Below are 14,110 nucleotides of genomic sequence, written 5' to 3' on the forward strand. Positions count from 1 at the left end.
ACTGGCGCATGCCAATGGATTGCGCTGATCCTGTAGGAGCGGATTTATCTGCGAAAAATCGCGGCTAAAGCCGCTCCTACGGAAAACGGCAGAGCACTCTATTAGCCGCGACAGCCTTGTTACCCCCTCGCCGCTGAAGCGCCTCCCACAGAGACCTCAATTGGCCTCGTTCACCGCGCTGAGAAACGCCTTCGTCCGCTCCTGCTGCGGGTTGCCGAACAGCTGATCCGGCGTGCCCTGCTCATGGATGCAGCCCTGGTGGAAGAAGCACACGCGGTCGGCGAACTCGCGGGCGAAGCCCATCTGGTGAGTGACCATCAGCATGGTCAGGTTGTGCTCGCTGCCCAGGCGGCGAATGACGTTGAGCACTTCGCCGCACAGTTCCGGGTCGAGCGCCGAGGTCACCTCGTCGAACAGCATCACCTTGGGTCGCATCGCCAACGCACGGGCGATGGCCACGCGTTGCTGCTGGCCGCCGGAGAGCTGTGAGGGAAAATGGCGCAGCTTTTCGCCCAGACCGACCATCGCCAGCAGGTCTTCAGCGCGTTCTGTCGCTTCTTTCCTGCCCATGCCGAGCACCTGCATTGGCGCCTCGATCACGTTCTGCAGCGCGCACATGTGCGGGAACAGGTTGAAGCTCTGGAACACCATGCCGATCTTGCCGCGCACCTTGCGCTGGTGGCTGGCGCTGGCCGGCACCAGGCGGCCGTCGCGGCCGGGCATGTGGGTCAGCGGCTCGTCATCGACGGCGATCACCCCCTCGTCAATGCTCTCCAGGGTCATCAACGCACGCAGCAGGGTCGATTTGCCCGAACCGCTGGGGCCGATGATCGCCACCTTCTCGCCGGGGGTGACGTCCAGATTGAGCTTGTTGAGCACGGTGAGATTGCCGTAACGCTTGGTCACGTCGGTGAAGCGGACGATGGGCTGGGGCATGGAGGAACTCCCTGCAGCGTTTGTAGAGTTTAGAAAAGCAGTCATCGGGCAGTGACCTCCAGGCGATCTTCCACGCGCCGCACGCACCAGGCCAGGGCCAGGCTGAGCAGCAGGAAGAAGAGACCGACCATGGTGATGGGCTCGAGGTAGCGGAAGCTCTCCGAGCCGATGTTCTTGGCTTGCTGCATGATCTCCACCACGGTGATGGCCGACAGTACCGGGGTGTCCTTGAGCATGGCCACCAGATAGTTGCCCAGCGCCGGCAGGATCGGGCGCAGCGCCTGTGGCAGGATGATCTGCCGGTAGGCCGACAGCGGCGACATGTTCAGCGCCGTTACCGCCTCCCATTGGCCGCGCGGCACCGCGTCGAGGCCGGCGCGATAGACCTCGGCGGTGTAGCAGGCGTAGTGCAGGGCGATGCCGAGGATGCCCGCCTGCAGCGCGGTGAGGTTCAGTCCGTAGTTGGGGAACACGTAGAACAGGAAGTACACCTGGATCAGCAGCGGCGTGCTGCGGATGAACTCGATCAGTCCGGCCACCGGCCAGGACAGCCACAGGTGCTTGCTGCGTCGGGCGATGGCCAGCAGCAGGCCGAGCACGATGGCAATGGCGAAGCCGGCGAAGGTGATCAGCAGGGTATTGAGCGAGGCCTTGAGCAAATCCGGGAGGATGCTCAGGGCGAAATCCCAGTCGAAGAAATTCATTGCAGGCCTCCGCGCATCCGGCCACGGCTAAGGCGTTTTTCCAGCAGGCGCATACCGAGGTTGATCACCTGGGCCATGAGGAAATACAGGACCAGGGCCAGAGCGAAGATCTCCAGGGTCATGAAGGTCGCCTGATCCAGCTGACGGGCGCGGAAGGCCAGGTCAGACAGGGTAATCAGCGACACCAGCGAGGTGTTCTTCAGCAACTCGATCAGCAGGTTGGTGCCCGGCGGGATCGCTGCCAGCAGTGCCTGCGGCAGGATGATGCGCAGGAAACGCTTCGACGGCCGCATGTTCAGCGCGGTACAGGCCTCGTACTGACCCTTGGCCACCGAGCGGATGGCGCCGCGCATCACTTCCGCGCCATAGGCGCCGATATGCAGGCCGAGGCCGACGATGGCCACGGTGAAGGCGCTCATCTCGACGTTGAACGGTGGCATCGGCAGCACGAAGTACAGCCAGAACAGCTGCACCAGCAGCGAGGTGCCACGGAAGATCTCGATGTAGGTGATCGCCAGCCAGCGCAGCGGAGCGATGGGCGACAGCCGGCCGAGGGCGGCGATAACAGCCGAGACGATGGCCAGCAGCGAGCCCCAGAAGGTGACTTGCACGGTGACCCAGGCGCCTTGCAGCAGCAGGGGAAGAAGATCGGTCATGAATGTCTACCGCTCTATGCACGAAAGCGCGCCGCGCACCGAAGTGCCCGGCGTGGTCCGTTCATTACTGGCCGCAGAGTTCGGCGGCGGTCTTGTCGGTGATGTTGGACTGGTCGAAACCGAAGGGCTTGACCGTGGCCAGGTGCTCTTCGCTGCCGATCCATTTCTTCAGCTCGGCATTCACCGCATCGCGCAGGTCCTTGTCTTCCGGGCGGAAGGCCAGGGCGCCATAGCCGGTGTGGGCTGGATCGTCCTTGAATTCGGCGATGGCTTCGACGCTGTCGCCGCCCTTGTCGGCCAGACCTTTCATGGTCAGCTGGGTGCCGACTGCAGCGTCGGCGCGACCGGCGCGCACGGCCTGCAGCTGTGCGGTGGTATCCGGCACCTGGAGGATCTGGTCATCGGTGATGCCGGCGCTGCGGGCATAACCGAGGTTCACTGTGCCGGACATGATTGCCACCTTGGCGCCGCTCTTGGCGATGTCCTCGTAGCTGTGCAGGTCCTTCGGGTTGCCGGTTTTCACCAGCAGGGTATCGGGCAGCTGGTAGTGCGGGTCGGTGAACAGCACCTGCTTGCAGCGCTCGGGGGTGATGTACATGCCGGCGGCGATCAGGTCGAAGCGGCTGGCGCGCAGCCCGGGGATCAGCGAACCCCACTCGGTGAGCACCGGGTTGATCTTCTCGACGCCCATGCGTTCGAAGATCTTCTTGACGATCTCTGGCGACTCGCCGGTGACGCTGCCGTCGAGGGCGGTGTAGGCGAACGGCGTTTCATTGGCGTAGCCGATACGCACGCTGCTGCTGTCCTTGACCTTGTCCAGGGTCGAGGCCTGGGCACCGGCAGCGAGACCGGTGAGCAGGGCGCAGGCCAGTGCGAGGCGGCCGAAGCGGGAGGGGATAACGCTACTCATCTTGGTGTTCTCCTGTTTCTTGTAGTCCGCCAACGGCGGCGTGCTGTGTTAGGAGGCAGGTAAATCAAGAGCGTTGGTGCGCAGTAGGCCTGCGCCGGGTGGTGTTCTTTTGAGTTGCCTGAGGCACTGTTTTCCACCCTTGGGCCGAGCATACAAAGGCTTTTTTGGCTACGGCATTGCACTAGGACAATTGAATCGTAACGCCTCACGCGGGATGCTTGAACGCAGTCGCCGGAGGAGCCATCGATGCACAACTGGAAGAAGGCCCTGGCCAACGCTCGCCCGGGCGAATCGAAATACAAGCTGCTGGTCCAGGCGGTCGCCGCCGATATCGAACAGGGTACCCTGATCGACGGCCAACGGTTGCCGCCGCAACGTCAGGTTTCAGATGCGCTGGGTATCAGCGTGCAGACCGTGACCAACGCCTACAAGGAGTTAGAGCGTCAGGGCCGCGTGCGCTGCGAGGTGGGCCGTGGCAGCTTCGTCTCACGGCGCACCAGCGAGCGCGTGGCCACCAGCATGCTCGATCAAACCGAGCAGGCGCTGATGGACTTTTCCAACGCGCGCATCCTGCATACGGCTGATCACGACCGCCTGTGGCGACAGACCTGCCTGGAGTTGGCGCAGGAGCCGGACCAGCCGTGGATTCACGCCTTCCGCCCGATTGCTGGCATGCAGCATCAGCGCGAGGCCGCGGTGCGCTGGCTGGCGCGCCTGGGTATGGATGTCGGCATCGAGGATGTGCTGCTGACCAGCGGCGCCGCCCACGGTATTTTCCTCGCCTTGGCTACCTTGGCCGGCCCGGATGACGTGGTGCTCTGCGAAGGGCTGACCGACCACGGCGCCATCGGCAGTTCGCAGGTGCTCGGCTTCACCCTCAAGGGCCTGGAGATGGATCGCTACGGGCTGAACCCCGAGCACTTCGAGGACATGTGTGGCAACGAGCGGATCACCGCGCTGGTCTGCACGCCCAACCTGAACAACCCGACCAGCGCACTGATGCCCGACGAGCGCCGCCGCGAGATCGCCGAGATCGCCCGCCGCTATGGCGTGTACATCATCGAGGACGACGTCTACGGCCCGCTGCTGGCCGGACAGCAGGCCACGCGGCCGCTCAGCCATTACGCGCCGGAGCTGTCGTTCTACTGCACCAGCATGACCAAATCGGTGCTCACCGGCCTGCGCATAGGTTATCTGGTGATGCCCAAACGCCTCGCCCTGCGCACCGAGAGCATCCTGCGGGTCAACAGCTGGATGGCGCCGTCGTTGCTCGGGGAGATCGCCACGCGGTGGATCGACTCCGGCGAGGCTGAGGATCTGGTGCAGTTGCAGCGGCAATTGCTGGCCAACCGGCAGGCGCTGGTGGAGCAGGAGCTGGGCGAACACCTGATCGGTAACCACCCCTATTCGCTGAACAGCTGGCTGCGTGTGCCCGAAGGCTGGGAAACTGACGGCCTGCTGCGCGAACTGCGCCGGCGCAACGTCGCGCTGACCTTGCCCGATCCCTTCGTCCCGCCCGGTATGCCACGGCCGCGCGCGGTGCGCCTGTGCGTCGGCGCCGAATGCAGCGAAGCGAAGATGCGCCAGGGCGTGCAAATCGTGCGGGACGTGTTCGAGCAGTACCCGAAGGTGCATGATTTTTAGCGCTGTTGAAGAGCTTCGCGGCTGAAGCGGAATGCCGCCCAGCCGCTCCTACAATTTTGCCCGTCATGCTGATCAGCCCCTCCCGCTTGCGGAAGAGGGCTACAAGCTGGTGCGCGCGGCGCACCCTACTGTCGACGTGTCTGTGGGGTGTGCTGTGCGCACCGATTTCCTTACGGTACAAACGCTCAGATAAAAAATCGTCCTAGTACATTCAGCCGCTCAATTTCCCGCTCATACACTCGGCCGCACACCTTCACGGAACGTGCGCCATGTCTTCCATCCCCTTCGATGACCTGCTCCATGCCCGCCAGCGCATTGCCGGCCTGGTGCGCCAGACGCCGCTGGAGCATTCGCCCAGCCTGAGTCGCCTGGCCGGTGTGCCGGTGTGGTTGAAGCTGGAGTCACAGCAGGCTACCGGCAGCTTCAAGCTGCGCGGCGCGAGCAACGCGGTCGCGCAGCTGGATGCCGAGCAGAAGCGCCTCGGCGTGGTTACGGCCTCCACCGGCAACCATGGCCGTGCGCTTGCCTTCGCCGCCTCGCAGCAGGGCGTGAAGGCCATTGTCTGCCTCTCCGAGCTTGTGCCGCAGAACAAGGTGCTTGCCATTCGCGAGTTGGGCGCTGAGGTGGTTATTAAAGGCCGCAGCCAGGACGATGCCCAGCTCGAAGCCCTGCGTATCGCCCGCGAGCAGGGCGCCGCATTTATCCCACCCTTCGACCACCCGAATGTGATCGCCGGCCAGGGCAGCCTGGGCCTGGAGATTCTCGAACAATGCCCGGACGTCTGCGAAGTGCTGGTGCCGCTGTCCGGCGGCGGCCTGTTCGCTGGCGTGGCACTGGCGATCAAGGCGGCCAGCCCGGCCATTCGGACCCACGGCATCAGCATGCAACTGGGTGCGGCGATGCACGCCAGCCTCGAGGCTGGTGAGCCAGTCGAAGTGGAGGAACTGCCAACCCTGGCCGACTCGCTCGGCGGCGGTATCGGTCTGGACAACCGCTTCACCTATTCCATCACTCGCGAGCTGTGCGATCAGGTTCACCTGCTCGACGAGGCTTCCATCGCCCGTGGCATCCGCCACGCCTACCGCGAAGAAAGGCTGGTGGTCGAGGGCGCCGCAGCGGTCGGCATCGCCGCTTTGCTCGATGGCCTGATCGAACCGCGTGGCCCGGTGGTGGTGGTGATCAGCGGCCGCAACATCGACATCGACCAGCACCTGCGCGTGCTCAATGGCGCCGACGCCTGAGGAGCTTCCATGGCCAAGACCCTGATTCTCAACCAGGCCGACCTGCGCGACTGCGTCGGCCTCGATACCGACAGCCTCGAAGTGGTGGAAAACGCCTTCCGCCTGCTGGCCACTGCCGCCGTGGCGATGCCGCCGATCCTGCGTCTGGACGTGCCCGAGCATAACGGCGAGGTAGACGTGAAGACCGCTTACCTGCCCGGCGTGGCGCACTTCGCGATCAAGGTCAGCCCCGGTTTCTTCGACAACCCCAAGCTTGGCCTGCCCAGCCTCAATGGCCTGATGATGCTGTTCTCGGCACAGACCGGCCTGGCCGATGCGCTGCTGCTGGATAACGGCTACCTCACTGCCGTGCGCACCGCCGCCGCTGGTGCCATCGCCGCCAAATGGCTGGCTCGTGAAGATGCCAAGGTGGTCGCCATCCTCGGTGCCGGTGAGCAGGCGCGCCTGCAGTTACAGGCACTGCGCCTGGTGCGTGAGGTGCGCGAGGTGCGTATCTGGGCGCGTGATCCCGCCAAGGCCCAGGCCATGGCTGCCGAGCTGGACGATGCGCGTGCCGTGGACAGCGTCGACGCGGCGCTCGATGGTGCCGATATCGCCATCACTACCACGCCCAGTCGCGAGCCGCTGATCCAGCCGCAGCACCTGCGCTCCGGCCTGCATATCACCGCCATGGGCTCGGATGCCGAGCACAAGAACGAGATCGCCCCAGCCGTGCTGGCGCGGGTCAATGCCTATGTCGCCGACCGCCTGAGCCAGACCCGTGTGCTGGGTGAGCTGCACCACGCCATCGCCGCCGGTCTGGTGCATGCCGAGGATGACTTCGCCGAGCTCGGCCAGGTCATCGCTGGGCAACGTCCCGGTCGCACCGCGCCCGAGCAGATCACCCTGTGCGACCTGACCGGCACTGGAGCACAAGACACCGCCATCGCCAGCCTCGCCTACCAGCGCGCCGTCGCGGCCGGCAAAGGCCTCAGTTTCGATTCATGAAACCTGCGGGCGCGGCACGCCGCGCCTGAATAACCGTTCCATCACGAGGGCAACGCAATGTCCGAAATCGTCGTCAACCTCCCCTTCAGCCGGGAGGAATATGCCCAGCGCCTGGCCAAGACGCGCAGCGCCATGCAGGCCAGGGGCATCGAGCTACTGATCGTCACCGACCCGTCCAACATGGCCTGGCTCACCGGCTATGACGGCTGGTCGTTCTACGTGCACCAGTGCGTGCTGCTGGCGCTCGATGGCGAGCCGGTCTGGTACGGTCGTGGCCAGGACGCCAACGGCGCCAAGCGCACGGTGTTCATGCAGCAGAGCAATATCGTCGGCTACCCCGACCACTACGTGCAGTCCACCGAGCGCCACCCGATGGACTACCTGTCCAAGGAGATCATCGCCGCGCGTGGCTGGGACAAGCTGACCATCGGCGTCGAGCTGGACAACTACTACTTCAGCGCCGCCGCCTATGGCTCGCTGCAGCGCAATCTGCCCAACGCGCGCTTCGTCGATTCGACTGCATTGGTCAACTGGCAGCGGGCGATCAAGTCGCTCACCGAGATCGGCTACATGCGCATCGCGGCGAAGATCGTCGAGAAGATGCACGCGGCGATCTTCGACAAGATCGAACCGGGCCTGCGCAAGAACGAGCTGGTAGCCGAGATCTACCGTACCGGCATTCTCGGTGCAGACGGCCATGGCGGCGACTATCCGGCCATCGTCCCGCTGCTGCCCACCGGCGCCGATGCCAGTGCGCCGCACCTGACCTGGGACGACTCGCCGATGATCAGCGGCGCCGGCACCTTCTTCGAGATCGCCGGCTGCTACAAGCGCTATCACTGCCCGCTGTCGCGCACCATCTACCTGGGCAAGCCACCGCAGCATTTCCTCGACGGCGAGAAGGCCGTGGTCGAGGGCATCGCCGCCGGCCTGGAGGCGGCCAAGCCGGGCAACACCACCGGCGATATCGCCCGCGCCTTCTTCAAGGTGCTGGAGAAATTCGGCATCCACAAGGACAGCCGCTGCGGCTACCCCATCGGTATCAGTTATCCGCCGGACTGGGGCGAGCGCACCATGAGCCTGCGCCCGAGCGACGAAAGCGTGCTGCAGCCGGGAATGACCTTCCACTTCATGCCCGGCCTGTGGCTGGACGACTGGGGCCTGGAGATCACCGAATCGATCCTGATCACCGACAGCGGCGTGGAAACCTTCTGCGACGTACCGCGCAAGCTGTTCGTGAAGGACTGATGCCATGACCTACGTTCTGCGCGACAACCCTATCAGCCCCACGGTCGATTTCGACCGTGATGGCGTGCAACACGGCTTTCTCAAGCTGCCCTATTCCCGCGACGATTCGGCCTGGGGTGCGGTGATGATCCCGGTCACCGTGGTGAAGAATGGCAGCGGCCCCACCGCGCTGCTCACCGGCGGCAACCACGGCGACGAATACGAAGGCCCGCTGGCATTGAGCAAGCTGGCCCAGCGCCTGCGCGCCGAGGACGTCAGTGGCCGGGTGATCATCGTGCCGTTCATGAACACCCCGGCGGTGCAGGCCGGCACCCGTACCTCGCCCATCGACAAGGGCAACCTCAACCGCAGCTTTCCTGGCAAGCCGGACGGCACGGTGACGCAGAAGATCGCCGACTACTTCCAGCGCACGCTGTTGCCCATGGCCGATGTGGTGCTGGACATTCACTCCGGCGGCAAGACCCTGGACTTCCTGCCCTTCGCCGCCTGCCACATGCTGCCGGACAAAGCCCAGGACGCCGCCTGCGCCGCCGGCATGCGCGCGTTCGCCGCGCCCTACTGCATGCGCATGCTGGAACTGGACGCAGTGGGCATGTACGACACCGCGGCCGAGGAACAGGGCAAGGTATTCGTCACCACCGAACTGGGTGGCGGCGGTAGCAGCACGGCGAAAAGCCTGGCCATCGCCGAGCGCGGCGTGCGCAACCTGCTGATCCACTTCGGCTTGCTGCAAGGCGAGATCGAGGCCGGCGAGTCGGTGATGCTGGATATGCCTGATGGCGACTGCTTCGTCGCCAGTGAGGACGATGGCCTACTGGAAATGTGCCGCGACCTCGGTGATACCGTGGAGAAGGGCGAGGTGATCGCGCGGGTGCACAGTGCGCGTCGTACTGGCGCGCCGGCCACCGAGTACCGTGCCAAACGCAGCGGCCTGCTCGCCGCGCGGCATTTTCCGGGGTTGGTGAAAGGTGGTGATACCCTCGCCGTTATAGCCGAGGTGGTGGACTAGAAACGGTCGCCATCCGGCTGCATCGTTGTAGGAGCGGCTGGGCGGCATTCCGCTTCAGCCGCGAAGCTGTCGCCTGCCAGCGCCCTAACCAATCAACCGAGGCCCCCGATGCACAAGCTCGACCGCTATGACCTGAAGATCCTGCGTATCCTTTCCGAGGATGGGCGGATCACCAAGTCGGCCCTGGCCGAGGCGATCAACCTCTCGGTGACGCCGGCGTGGGAGCGGGTGCGCAAACTGGAAAGTGCCGGGTTGATCAAGGGCTACCGCGCGCAGATCGACTGGGCGGCGCTATTTCGCAGCCAGCAGGTGCTGGTGGAAATCACCCTCGCCCGCCACACCGCGCAGGATATGCGCCGCTTCGAGCAGCGCCTGAGCGAGGCGCCGGAGGTGGGTTTCTGCTACGCCACCGGCGGCGGTGTCGATTACATCGCGATGATCCGTGCCCGCGATATCGACCACTACCAGCGCTTCATCGACCAGTTGCTGCTCGAAGACCTGGGCATCGAGCGCTACTTCACCTACATCGTCACCAAGACCATCAAGGCGGACGCCTCGGGCGCGCCCACTGAGTTGGACGACTAGAGCTTCGCTTTAACCGCCGCCAGCCCTTCACCGCCATCACGGGTTTTCACGCCCTCCAGCCAGCCGTCGAGCACCGCGGGATTGGCCTTTATCCAGCTCCTGATCGCCGCGGCATTGGCGACGCGGCGGTTGAGCACTTCGTCCATGATGGTGTTCTCCATCTCCTGGGTGAACTTCAGGTTGCTCAGCAGCTTGCCCACGTTCGGGCATTCGGCCACATAGCCCTTGCGTGCCAGGGTGTTGACCGAGCCGGTGCTGCCGAAGAATTTCTCGCCGCCCTTGAGGTACTGCATGTCGAACTGCACGTTCATCGGGTGCGGCGTCCAGCCGAGGAACACCACGAACTCGTCGCGCTTCACCGCCCGGCCGACCTGCACCAGCATGGCCTGCTCGCTGGATTCCACCAGTTGCCAGTCGCCCAGGCCGAACTCGTTGCCTTCGATCATCTGGCGGATGTAGTCGTTGGCCGGCGAGCCGGAGCCGATGCCGTAGATCTTCCTGCCAAACTGCTCGGCGAATCTGGCCAGATCGCTGAAGTCCTTCACGCCGGCTTCATGGACGTAGGTCGGCACGGCCAGGGTGTATTCGGTACCGCCGAGGTTTTCCACCACCTTGTCGACCTGGCCGCTTTCCACGTAGCGCTCATAGTCGTGCTGGCCGGCCGGCATCCAGTTGCCGAGGAACACGTCCACCTGGCCCTTCTGCAGCCCGGCGAAGATGATCGGCACTGCCAGCGTGCGGGTCTGCGCTTTGTAGCCGAGGCTGTCGAGCAGCAGGCTGGCGATGCCGTTGGTCACGGCGATGTCGCTCCAACCGGGATCGGCCAGGGTCACCGTGGAGCAGCTGGAGTTTTCGGTCTGCGCCTGGGCGCCGTGGGCGAGTGCCAGGAGCGAGGCGCCGAGCAGGAAGGCTTTGAGCGTCATGAGTGAATCCTTTCCGAAGATGAGTCGCTCCGTGACCTTAACGGCCGAGGGCCGGAGGCTCAACCTCCGAGTCGTGATTGGACGCGATTGGTCGGGAATACGAAGGCATCAGCGGTAAACCGTTCGTCGGCTCGTCTAATTGGAAATGAACCAAAGACTTTTTCAGGCAGTCCGTCTCCGGGATGGGCAGGAGGCTCGTTTCCGATGCAATGCCTTGATTCGGAAGGGCTTCCGCGCAAAGGCCAATCACCAGGGTCACTGGGTTTGAATAGGTTCTTCATGTCATTTTGCCTGGGAGGCGCTCTTTTACTGGGAATTTGTACCCAAGCCTCCGCCACCTTTCGTATCCACACCCTTCCTGCCACCGCGCCAGCGGTCGCGCCAAAACCGTCCAGCGAAGTGATCGACCGCGCCCTGGGCGCGTTGGGCACGCCTTACCGCTGGGGTGGTACCAGCCTGCGCCACGGTTTCGATTGCAGCGGCCTGGTGCAATACGCCTTCAAGACCCAGGACGACCTCGACCTTCCGCGCACCTCCCGCGCGCTGTCGCGTCTGGACGCGCCCTCGGTGAAACGCAGCGACCTGCAGCCGGGCGATTTGCTGTTCTTCCGCATTCGCAGCCGCTCGGTAGATCACGTGGCCATCTACATCGGTGAGGGCCGCTTCGTCCACGCGCCGCGCCGCGGCACCAACGTGCGTATCGACTTCCTCAACAACTCGTATTGGCAGCGGCATTTCCAGTTGGCCAAGCGGGTTGTGCCTGAAGCCTGAGTCAGAGGTGGCGCGACCTTCCATCCGAGCGGTTTGGTCATCTGCGGGAAAACCTATCCCGCGGGTCAACAACGCGCTAGAATGCGCGCCGCTCGCGGCCATGTCGGCTGCGGCAGTGGGTTCCCTAACCCCACTCCATGAAAAAGGACATCGACATGACCCTGATTCCTGCGTCGGTCAGTCGGCCCGTGCTGGCCGGCCTGATCGCCTTCCATATCCTCATCATCATCGCCAGCAACTACCTGGTGCAGCTGCCGATCACCCTGTTCGGCTGGCATACCACCTGGGGTGCGTTCAGCTTTCCGTTCATCTTCCTGGCCACCGATCTCACCGTGCGCCTGATCGGCAAGCATTCCGCGCGGGTGGTGATTGCCCGCGTGATGCTGCCGGCGCTGGTGGCCTCCTACGTGGTGTCGGTGCTGTTCCATGAAGGGGTATTCGGCGGTCTGGCGACGCTGGGCGAATTCAACCTGTTCGTCTTTCGCATCGCCGTGGCCAGTTTCCTGGCCTACGCCTTCGGCCAGTTGCTCGATATCCAGGTGTTCGACCGCCTGCGCCAGATGCGCCAGTGGTGGGTCGCGCCGACGGCCTCGACCATCTTCGGCAATCTGCTCGATACCTTCCTGTTCTTCTCGGTGGCCTTCTGGCGCAGCGATGATCCGTTCATGGCCGCCAACTGGGTAGAGATCGCCACCGTGGACTACGTGATCAAGCTGGCCATCAGCCTGATCCTATTCGTGCCGTTGTACGGCATGCTGCTCAGTGCCATCGTGCGGGCCTTGCCGCAGCGCACTGCCACGGCGTGATGCTCACTCGCCGCTGAAGCGCCTCCCACGGTGGCCAAGTATGTGGGAGGCGCTTTACCCGAGTGCCGCCGTCAAGGCATGACGGGCGCCCCAGAAATCTTCTGTTCCGGCTGATCCTTCAGAAAAAACTGCGGTGGCGCCTGCCCGGCTTGGAAAAAATGCCAAGCCGCTCTTCCCTAGCATGTCTCCCATGCCCATTGGCCCGGAGACACCGCCATGCCCCTCGACCATCCCCTGCTGTTCAAATCGCTGTGCTATGTCGACGGTCACTGGCTGCACAGTGACGAGGGCGCCAGCATTGCCGTGCACAACCCGGCCGACCAGAGCGTGATCGGCCATGTGCCGATGCTTGGTGAGCAGCAGATCGTAGCCGCAGTGGACGCCGCCCAGCGCGCTTTCGCCGACTGGCGCGAGCAGAGCCTGGAAACCCGCGCGTCGCTGCTGCGGCGCTGGGCCGAGCTGATCCTGCAGCATCAGGAAGACCTGGCGCGCATCCTCAGCCAGGAACAGGGCAAGCCGCTGGCCGAAGCCCGTGGCGAGATCCGCTACGCCGCCAGCTTCATTCCCTGGTTCGCCGAAGAGGCGCGCCGGCTCTACGGCCAGACCATTCCCAGCCATATCCCTGGTGCCCAGCTCGGTACGGTGAAAGAGCCGGTCGGTGTCTGTGCCCTGCTCACACCGTGGAATTTCCCCAGCGCGATGATCACCCGCAAGGCCGCCGCGGCGTTGGCCGCCGGTTGTACCGTGGTGGTCAAACCGGCACACGAGACGCCCTATTCCGCCTTTGCCCTGGCGCAACTGGCCGAGGAGGCCGGCTTGCCAGCCGGTGTGTTCAACGTGGTATTGGGTGAACCGCAGATGGCCATGGAAACCCTGATCAAAGATACCCGTGTGCGCTCGGTGAGCTTCACCGGCTCGACTCGCGTCGGCAAGCTGGTGCTACAGGCGGCTGCTGATGATGTGAAGAAGGTGGCGCTGGAACTGGGCGGCAATGCGCCGCTGATCGTTTGCGCCGATGCCGATCTCGATCACGCCGTGCAGGTGGCGCTGGATGCCAAGTTCCAGACCTCCGGCCAGGACTGCTGCGCCGCCAACCGTATTCTGGTCGAGCGCCCCATTTATGAAGAATTTCTACAGCGCTTCGCCAAGGCCGTGCGCGGCCTGCGCGTCGGCCCTGGGCATGACGCGCGCAACCAGATCGGTCCGCTGATGCACCAGGCTGCGCTGGACGTGACGGCCGCACGGGTTACCGATGCCATCGAACAGGGCGCGCGCCTGCTGGCCGGTGGCGAACCGCATGCGCTGGGCGGTTGGTTCTGGCAGCCGACGCTGCTGGCCGACGTCACTGACAGCATGCGCATCTACCGCGAGGAGAACTTCGCCCCCATCGCTGGCGTGCGCCCCTTCGACACGCTGGACGAAGCCGTGGCCATGGCCAATGACACCGAATACGGCCTGGCCGCCTACATTTGTTCCAACCGCGTGGATGTCGTTCATCCGCTGATCCGCCGCCTCGACCACGCTATGGTCGCGGTCAACGGCACCAAGTTCACCGGCCACCCGATCCCCTTCGGTGGCATGAAAGCTTCCGGTCTCGGCCGTGAGGGCGGTACGGAAGGCTTCGAGCCCTTCGTCGAGACCAAATACTTCTGCATTCATCATCAGGGCCAGCGCTACTGAGCCAAACCGG

The 14,110-nt window shown here is 64.3% G+C and carries 14 protein-coding genes; 9 read left to right on the top strand and 5 right to left on the bottom strand.

The annotated features are described in order from the left end of the window. Positions 1–156: 156 nt before the first annotated feature. The 4 genes from ehuA to ehuB all read right to left on the bottom strand — a co-directional run bounded on the left by ehuA (position 157) and on the right by ehuB (position 3,206). Complete coding sequence (gene ehuA, locus AAEQ75_RS08685) at positions 157–936, bottom strand: ectoine/hydroxyectoine ABC transporter ATP-binding protein EhuA (protein WP_143505044.1); 780 nt, start codon at positions 934–936, stop codon at positions 157–159. A gap of 41 nt (positions 937–977) precedes the next feature. Next, the gene (ehuD, locus tag AAEQ75_RS08690) at positions 978–1,640 is read right to left on the bottom strand and encodes an ectoine/hydroxyectoine ABC transporter permease subunit EhuD (protein ID WP_017676297.1); all 663 of its coding nucleotides are present in this window, start codon (positions 1,638–1,640) and stop codon (positions 978–980) included. Then, positions 1,637–2,296, bottom strand: coding sequence for an ectoine/hydroxyectoine ABC transporter permease subunit EhuC (ehuC, locus tag AAEQ75_RS08695; protein ID WP_099525029.1), 660 nt, complete (start codon positions 2,294–2,296; stop codon positions 1,637–1,639). The genes ehuD and ehuC overlap by 4 nt, the downstream gene beginning before the upstream one ends. 64 nt (positions 2,297–2,360) lie before the next feature. Then, a complete protein-coding gene (ehuB, locus tag AAEQ75_RS08700; protein WP_106734794.1) occupies positions 2,361–3,206 on the bottom strand; it encodes an ectoine/hydroxyectoine ABC transporter substrate-binding protein EhuB in 846 nt (281 codons plus the stop codon). A gap of 246 nt (positions 3,207–3,452) precedes the next feature. On the opposite strand from ehuB, the gene AAEQ75_RS08705 reads away from it, so the two are divergent. The 6 genes from AAEQ75_RS08705 (at position 3,453) to AAEQ75_RS08730 (ending at position 9,920) form a co-directional block, all read left to right on the top strand. Then, positions 3,453–4,850, top strand: coding sequence for a PLP-dependent aminotransferase family protein (locus AAEQ75_RS08705; RefSeq protein ID WP_021487463.1), 1,398 nt, complete (start codon positions 3,453–3,455; stop codon positions 4,848–4,850). A gap of 269 nt (positions 4,851–5,119) precedes the next feature. Next, positions 5,120–6,091: a hydroxyectoine utilization dehydratase EutB gene (gene eutB, locus AAEQ75_RS08710; protein WP_143505042.1), complete on the top strand. Its 972-nt coding sequence runs from the start codon at positions 5,120–5,122 to the stop codon at positions 6,089–6,091. Positions 6,092–6,100: 9 nt separating this feature from the next. Further along, positions 6,101–7,078 (top strand): ectoine utilization protein EutC, encoded by a 978-nt coding sequence (gene eutC, locus AAEQ75_RS08715; RefSeq protein WP_343351689.1) that lies wholly within the window; start codon positions 6,101–6,103, stop codon positions 7,076–7,078. Between the two features lie 57 nt (positions 7,079–7,135). Next, the gene (gene doeA, locus AAEQ75_RS08720; RefSeq protein WP_343351691.1) at positions 7,136–8,326 is read left to right on the top strand and encodes an ectoine hydrolase DoeA; all 1,191 of its coding nucleotides are present in this window, start codon (positions 7,136–7,138) and stop codon (positions 8,324–8,326) included. A gap of 4 nt (positions 8,327–8,330) precedes the next feature. After that, complete coding sequence (gene doeB / locus AAEQ75_RS08725) at positions 8,331–9,335, top strand: N(2)-acetyl-L-2,4-diaminobutanoate deacetylase DoeB (RefSeq protein WP_343351693.1); 1,005 nt, start codon at positions 8,331–8,333, stop codon at positions 9,333–9,335. A gap of 108 nt (positions 9,336–9,443) precedes the next feature. Next, a complete protein-coding gene (locus AAEQ75_RS08730) occupies positions 9,444–9,920 on the top strand; it encodes an Lrp/AsnC family transcriptional regulator (protein ID WP_343351695.1) in 477 nt (158 codons plus the stop codon). Here the strand turns inward: AAEQ75_RS08730 and choX are convergent. Continuing rightward, on the bottom strand, positions 9,917–10,843 hold the full coding sequence (gene choX / locus AAEQ75_RS08735; RefSeq protein WP_343351697.1) for a choline ABC transporter substrate-binding protein: 927 nt from the start codon (positions 10,841–10,843) through the stop codon (positions 9,917–9,919). The two genes, AAEQ75_RS08730 and choX, sit on opposite strands and share 4 nt — an antisense overlap. Positions 10,844–11,242: 399 nt before the next feature. Between choX and AAEQ75_RS08740 the strand changes: the two genes are divergently transcribed. The 3 genes from AAEQ75_RS08740 to AAEQ75_RS08750 all read left to right on the top strand — a co-directional run bounded on the left by AAEQ75_RS08740 (position 11,243) and on the right by AAEQ75_RS08750 (position 14,100). Then, entirely contained in the window at positions 11,243–11,614 is a 372-nt protein-coding gene (locus tag AAEQ75_RS08740; protein ID WP_371916968.1) for a C40 family peptidase, read from the top strand. Positions 11,615–11,769: 155 nt separating this feature from the next. Beyond that, entirely contained in the window at positions 11,770–12,420 is a 651-nt protein-coding gene (locus AAEQ75_RS08745; protein ID WP_343351700.1) for a 7-cyano-7-deazaguanine/7-aminomethyl-7-deazaguanine transporter, read from the top strand. Between the two features lie 216 nt (positions 12,421–12,636). After that, positions 12,637–14,100 (top strand): NAD-dependent succinate-semialdehyde dehydrogenase, encoded by a 1,464-nt coding sequence (locus tag AAEQ75_RS08750; RefSeq protein ID WP_343351702.1) that lies wholly within the window; start codon positions 12,637–12,639, stop codon positions 14,098–14,100. The last annotated feature ends 10 nt before the right edge of the window (positions 14,101–14,110 follow it).

This window comes from Pseudomonas sediminis (assembly GCF_039555755.1).
Taxonomy (GTDB): domain Bacteria; phylum Pseudomonadota; class Gammaproteobacteria; order Pseudomonadales; family Pseudomonadaceae; genus Aquipseudomonas; species Aquipseudomonas mendocina_D.

Coding starts and splice junctions, on each gene's coding strand:
- ehuD (WP_017676297.1), bottom strand. CDS start 1,640: ATGAATTTCTTCGACTGGGATTTCGCCCTGAGCATCCTCCCGGATTTG.
- eutC (WP_343351689.1), top strand. CDS start 6,101: ATGGCCAAGACCCTGATTCTCAACCAGGCCGACCTGCGCGACTGCGTC.
- choX (WP_343351697.1), bottom strand. CDS start 10,843: ATGACGCTCAAAGCCTTCCTGCTCGGCGCCTCGCTCCTGGCACTCGCC.
- ehuA (WP_143505044.1), bottom strand. CDS start 936: ATGCCCCAGCCCATCGTCCGCTTCACCGACGTGACCAAGCGTTACGGC.
- ehuB (WP_106734794.1), bottom strand. CDS start 3,206: ATGAGTAGCGTTATCCCCTCCCGCTTCGGCCGCCTCGCACTGGCCTGC.
- AAEQ75_RS08705 (WP_021487463.1), top strand. CDS start 3,453: ATGCACAACTGGAAGAAGGCCCTGGCCAACGCTCGCCCGGGCGAATCG.
- eutB (WP_143505042.1), top strand. CDS start 5,120: ATGTCTTCCATCCCCTTCGATGACCTGCTCCATGCCCGCCAGCGCATT.
- doeB (WP_343351693.1), top strand. CDS start 8,331: ATGACCTACGTTCTGCGCGACAACCCTATCAGCCCCACGGTCGATTTC.
- AAEQ75_RS08745 (WP_343351700.1), top strand. CDS start 11,770: ATGACCCTGATTCCTGCGTCGGTCAGTCGGCCCGTGCTGGCCGGCCTG.
- AAEQ75_RS08750 (WP_343351702.1), top strand. CDS start 12,637: ATGCCCCTCGACCATCCCCTGCTGTTCAAATCGCTGTGCTATGTCGAC.
- AAEQ75_RS08730 (WP_343351695.1), top strand. CDS start 9,444: ATGCACAAGCTCGACCGCTATGACCTGAAGATCCTGCGTATCCTTTCC.
- ehuC (WP_099525029.1), bottom strand. CDS start 2,296: ATGACCGATCTTCTTCCCCTGCTGCTGCAAGGCGCCTGGGTCACCGTG.
- doeA (WP_343351691.1), top strand. CDS start 7,136: ATGTCCGAAATCGTCGTCAACCTCCCCTTCAGCCGGGAGGAATATGCC.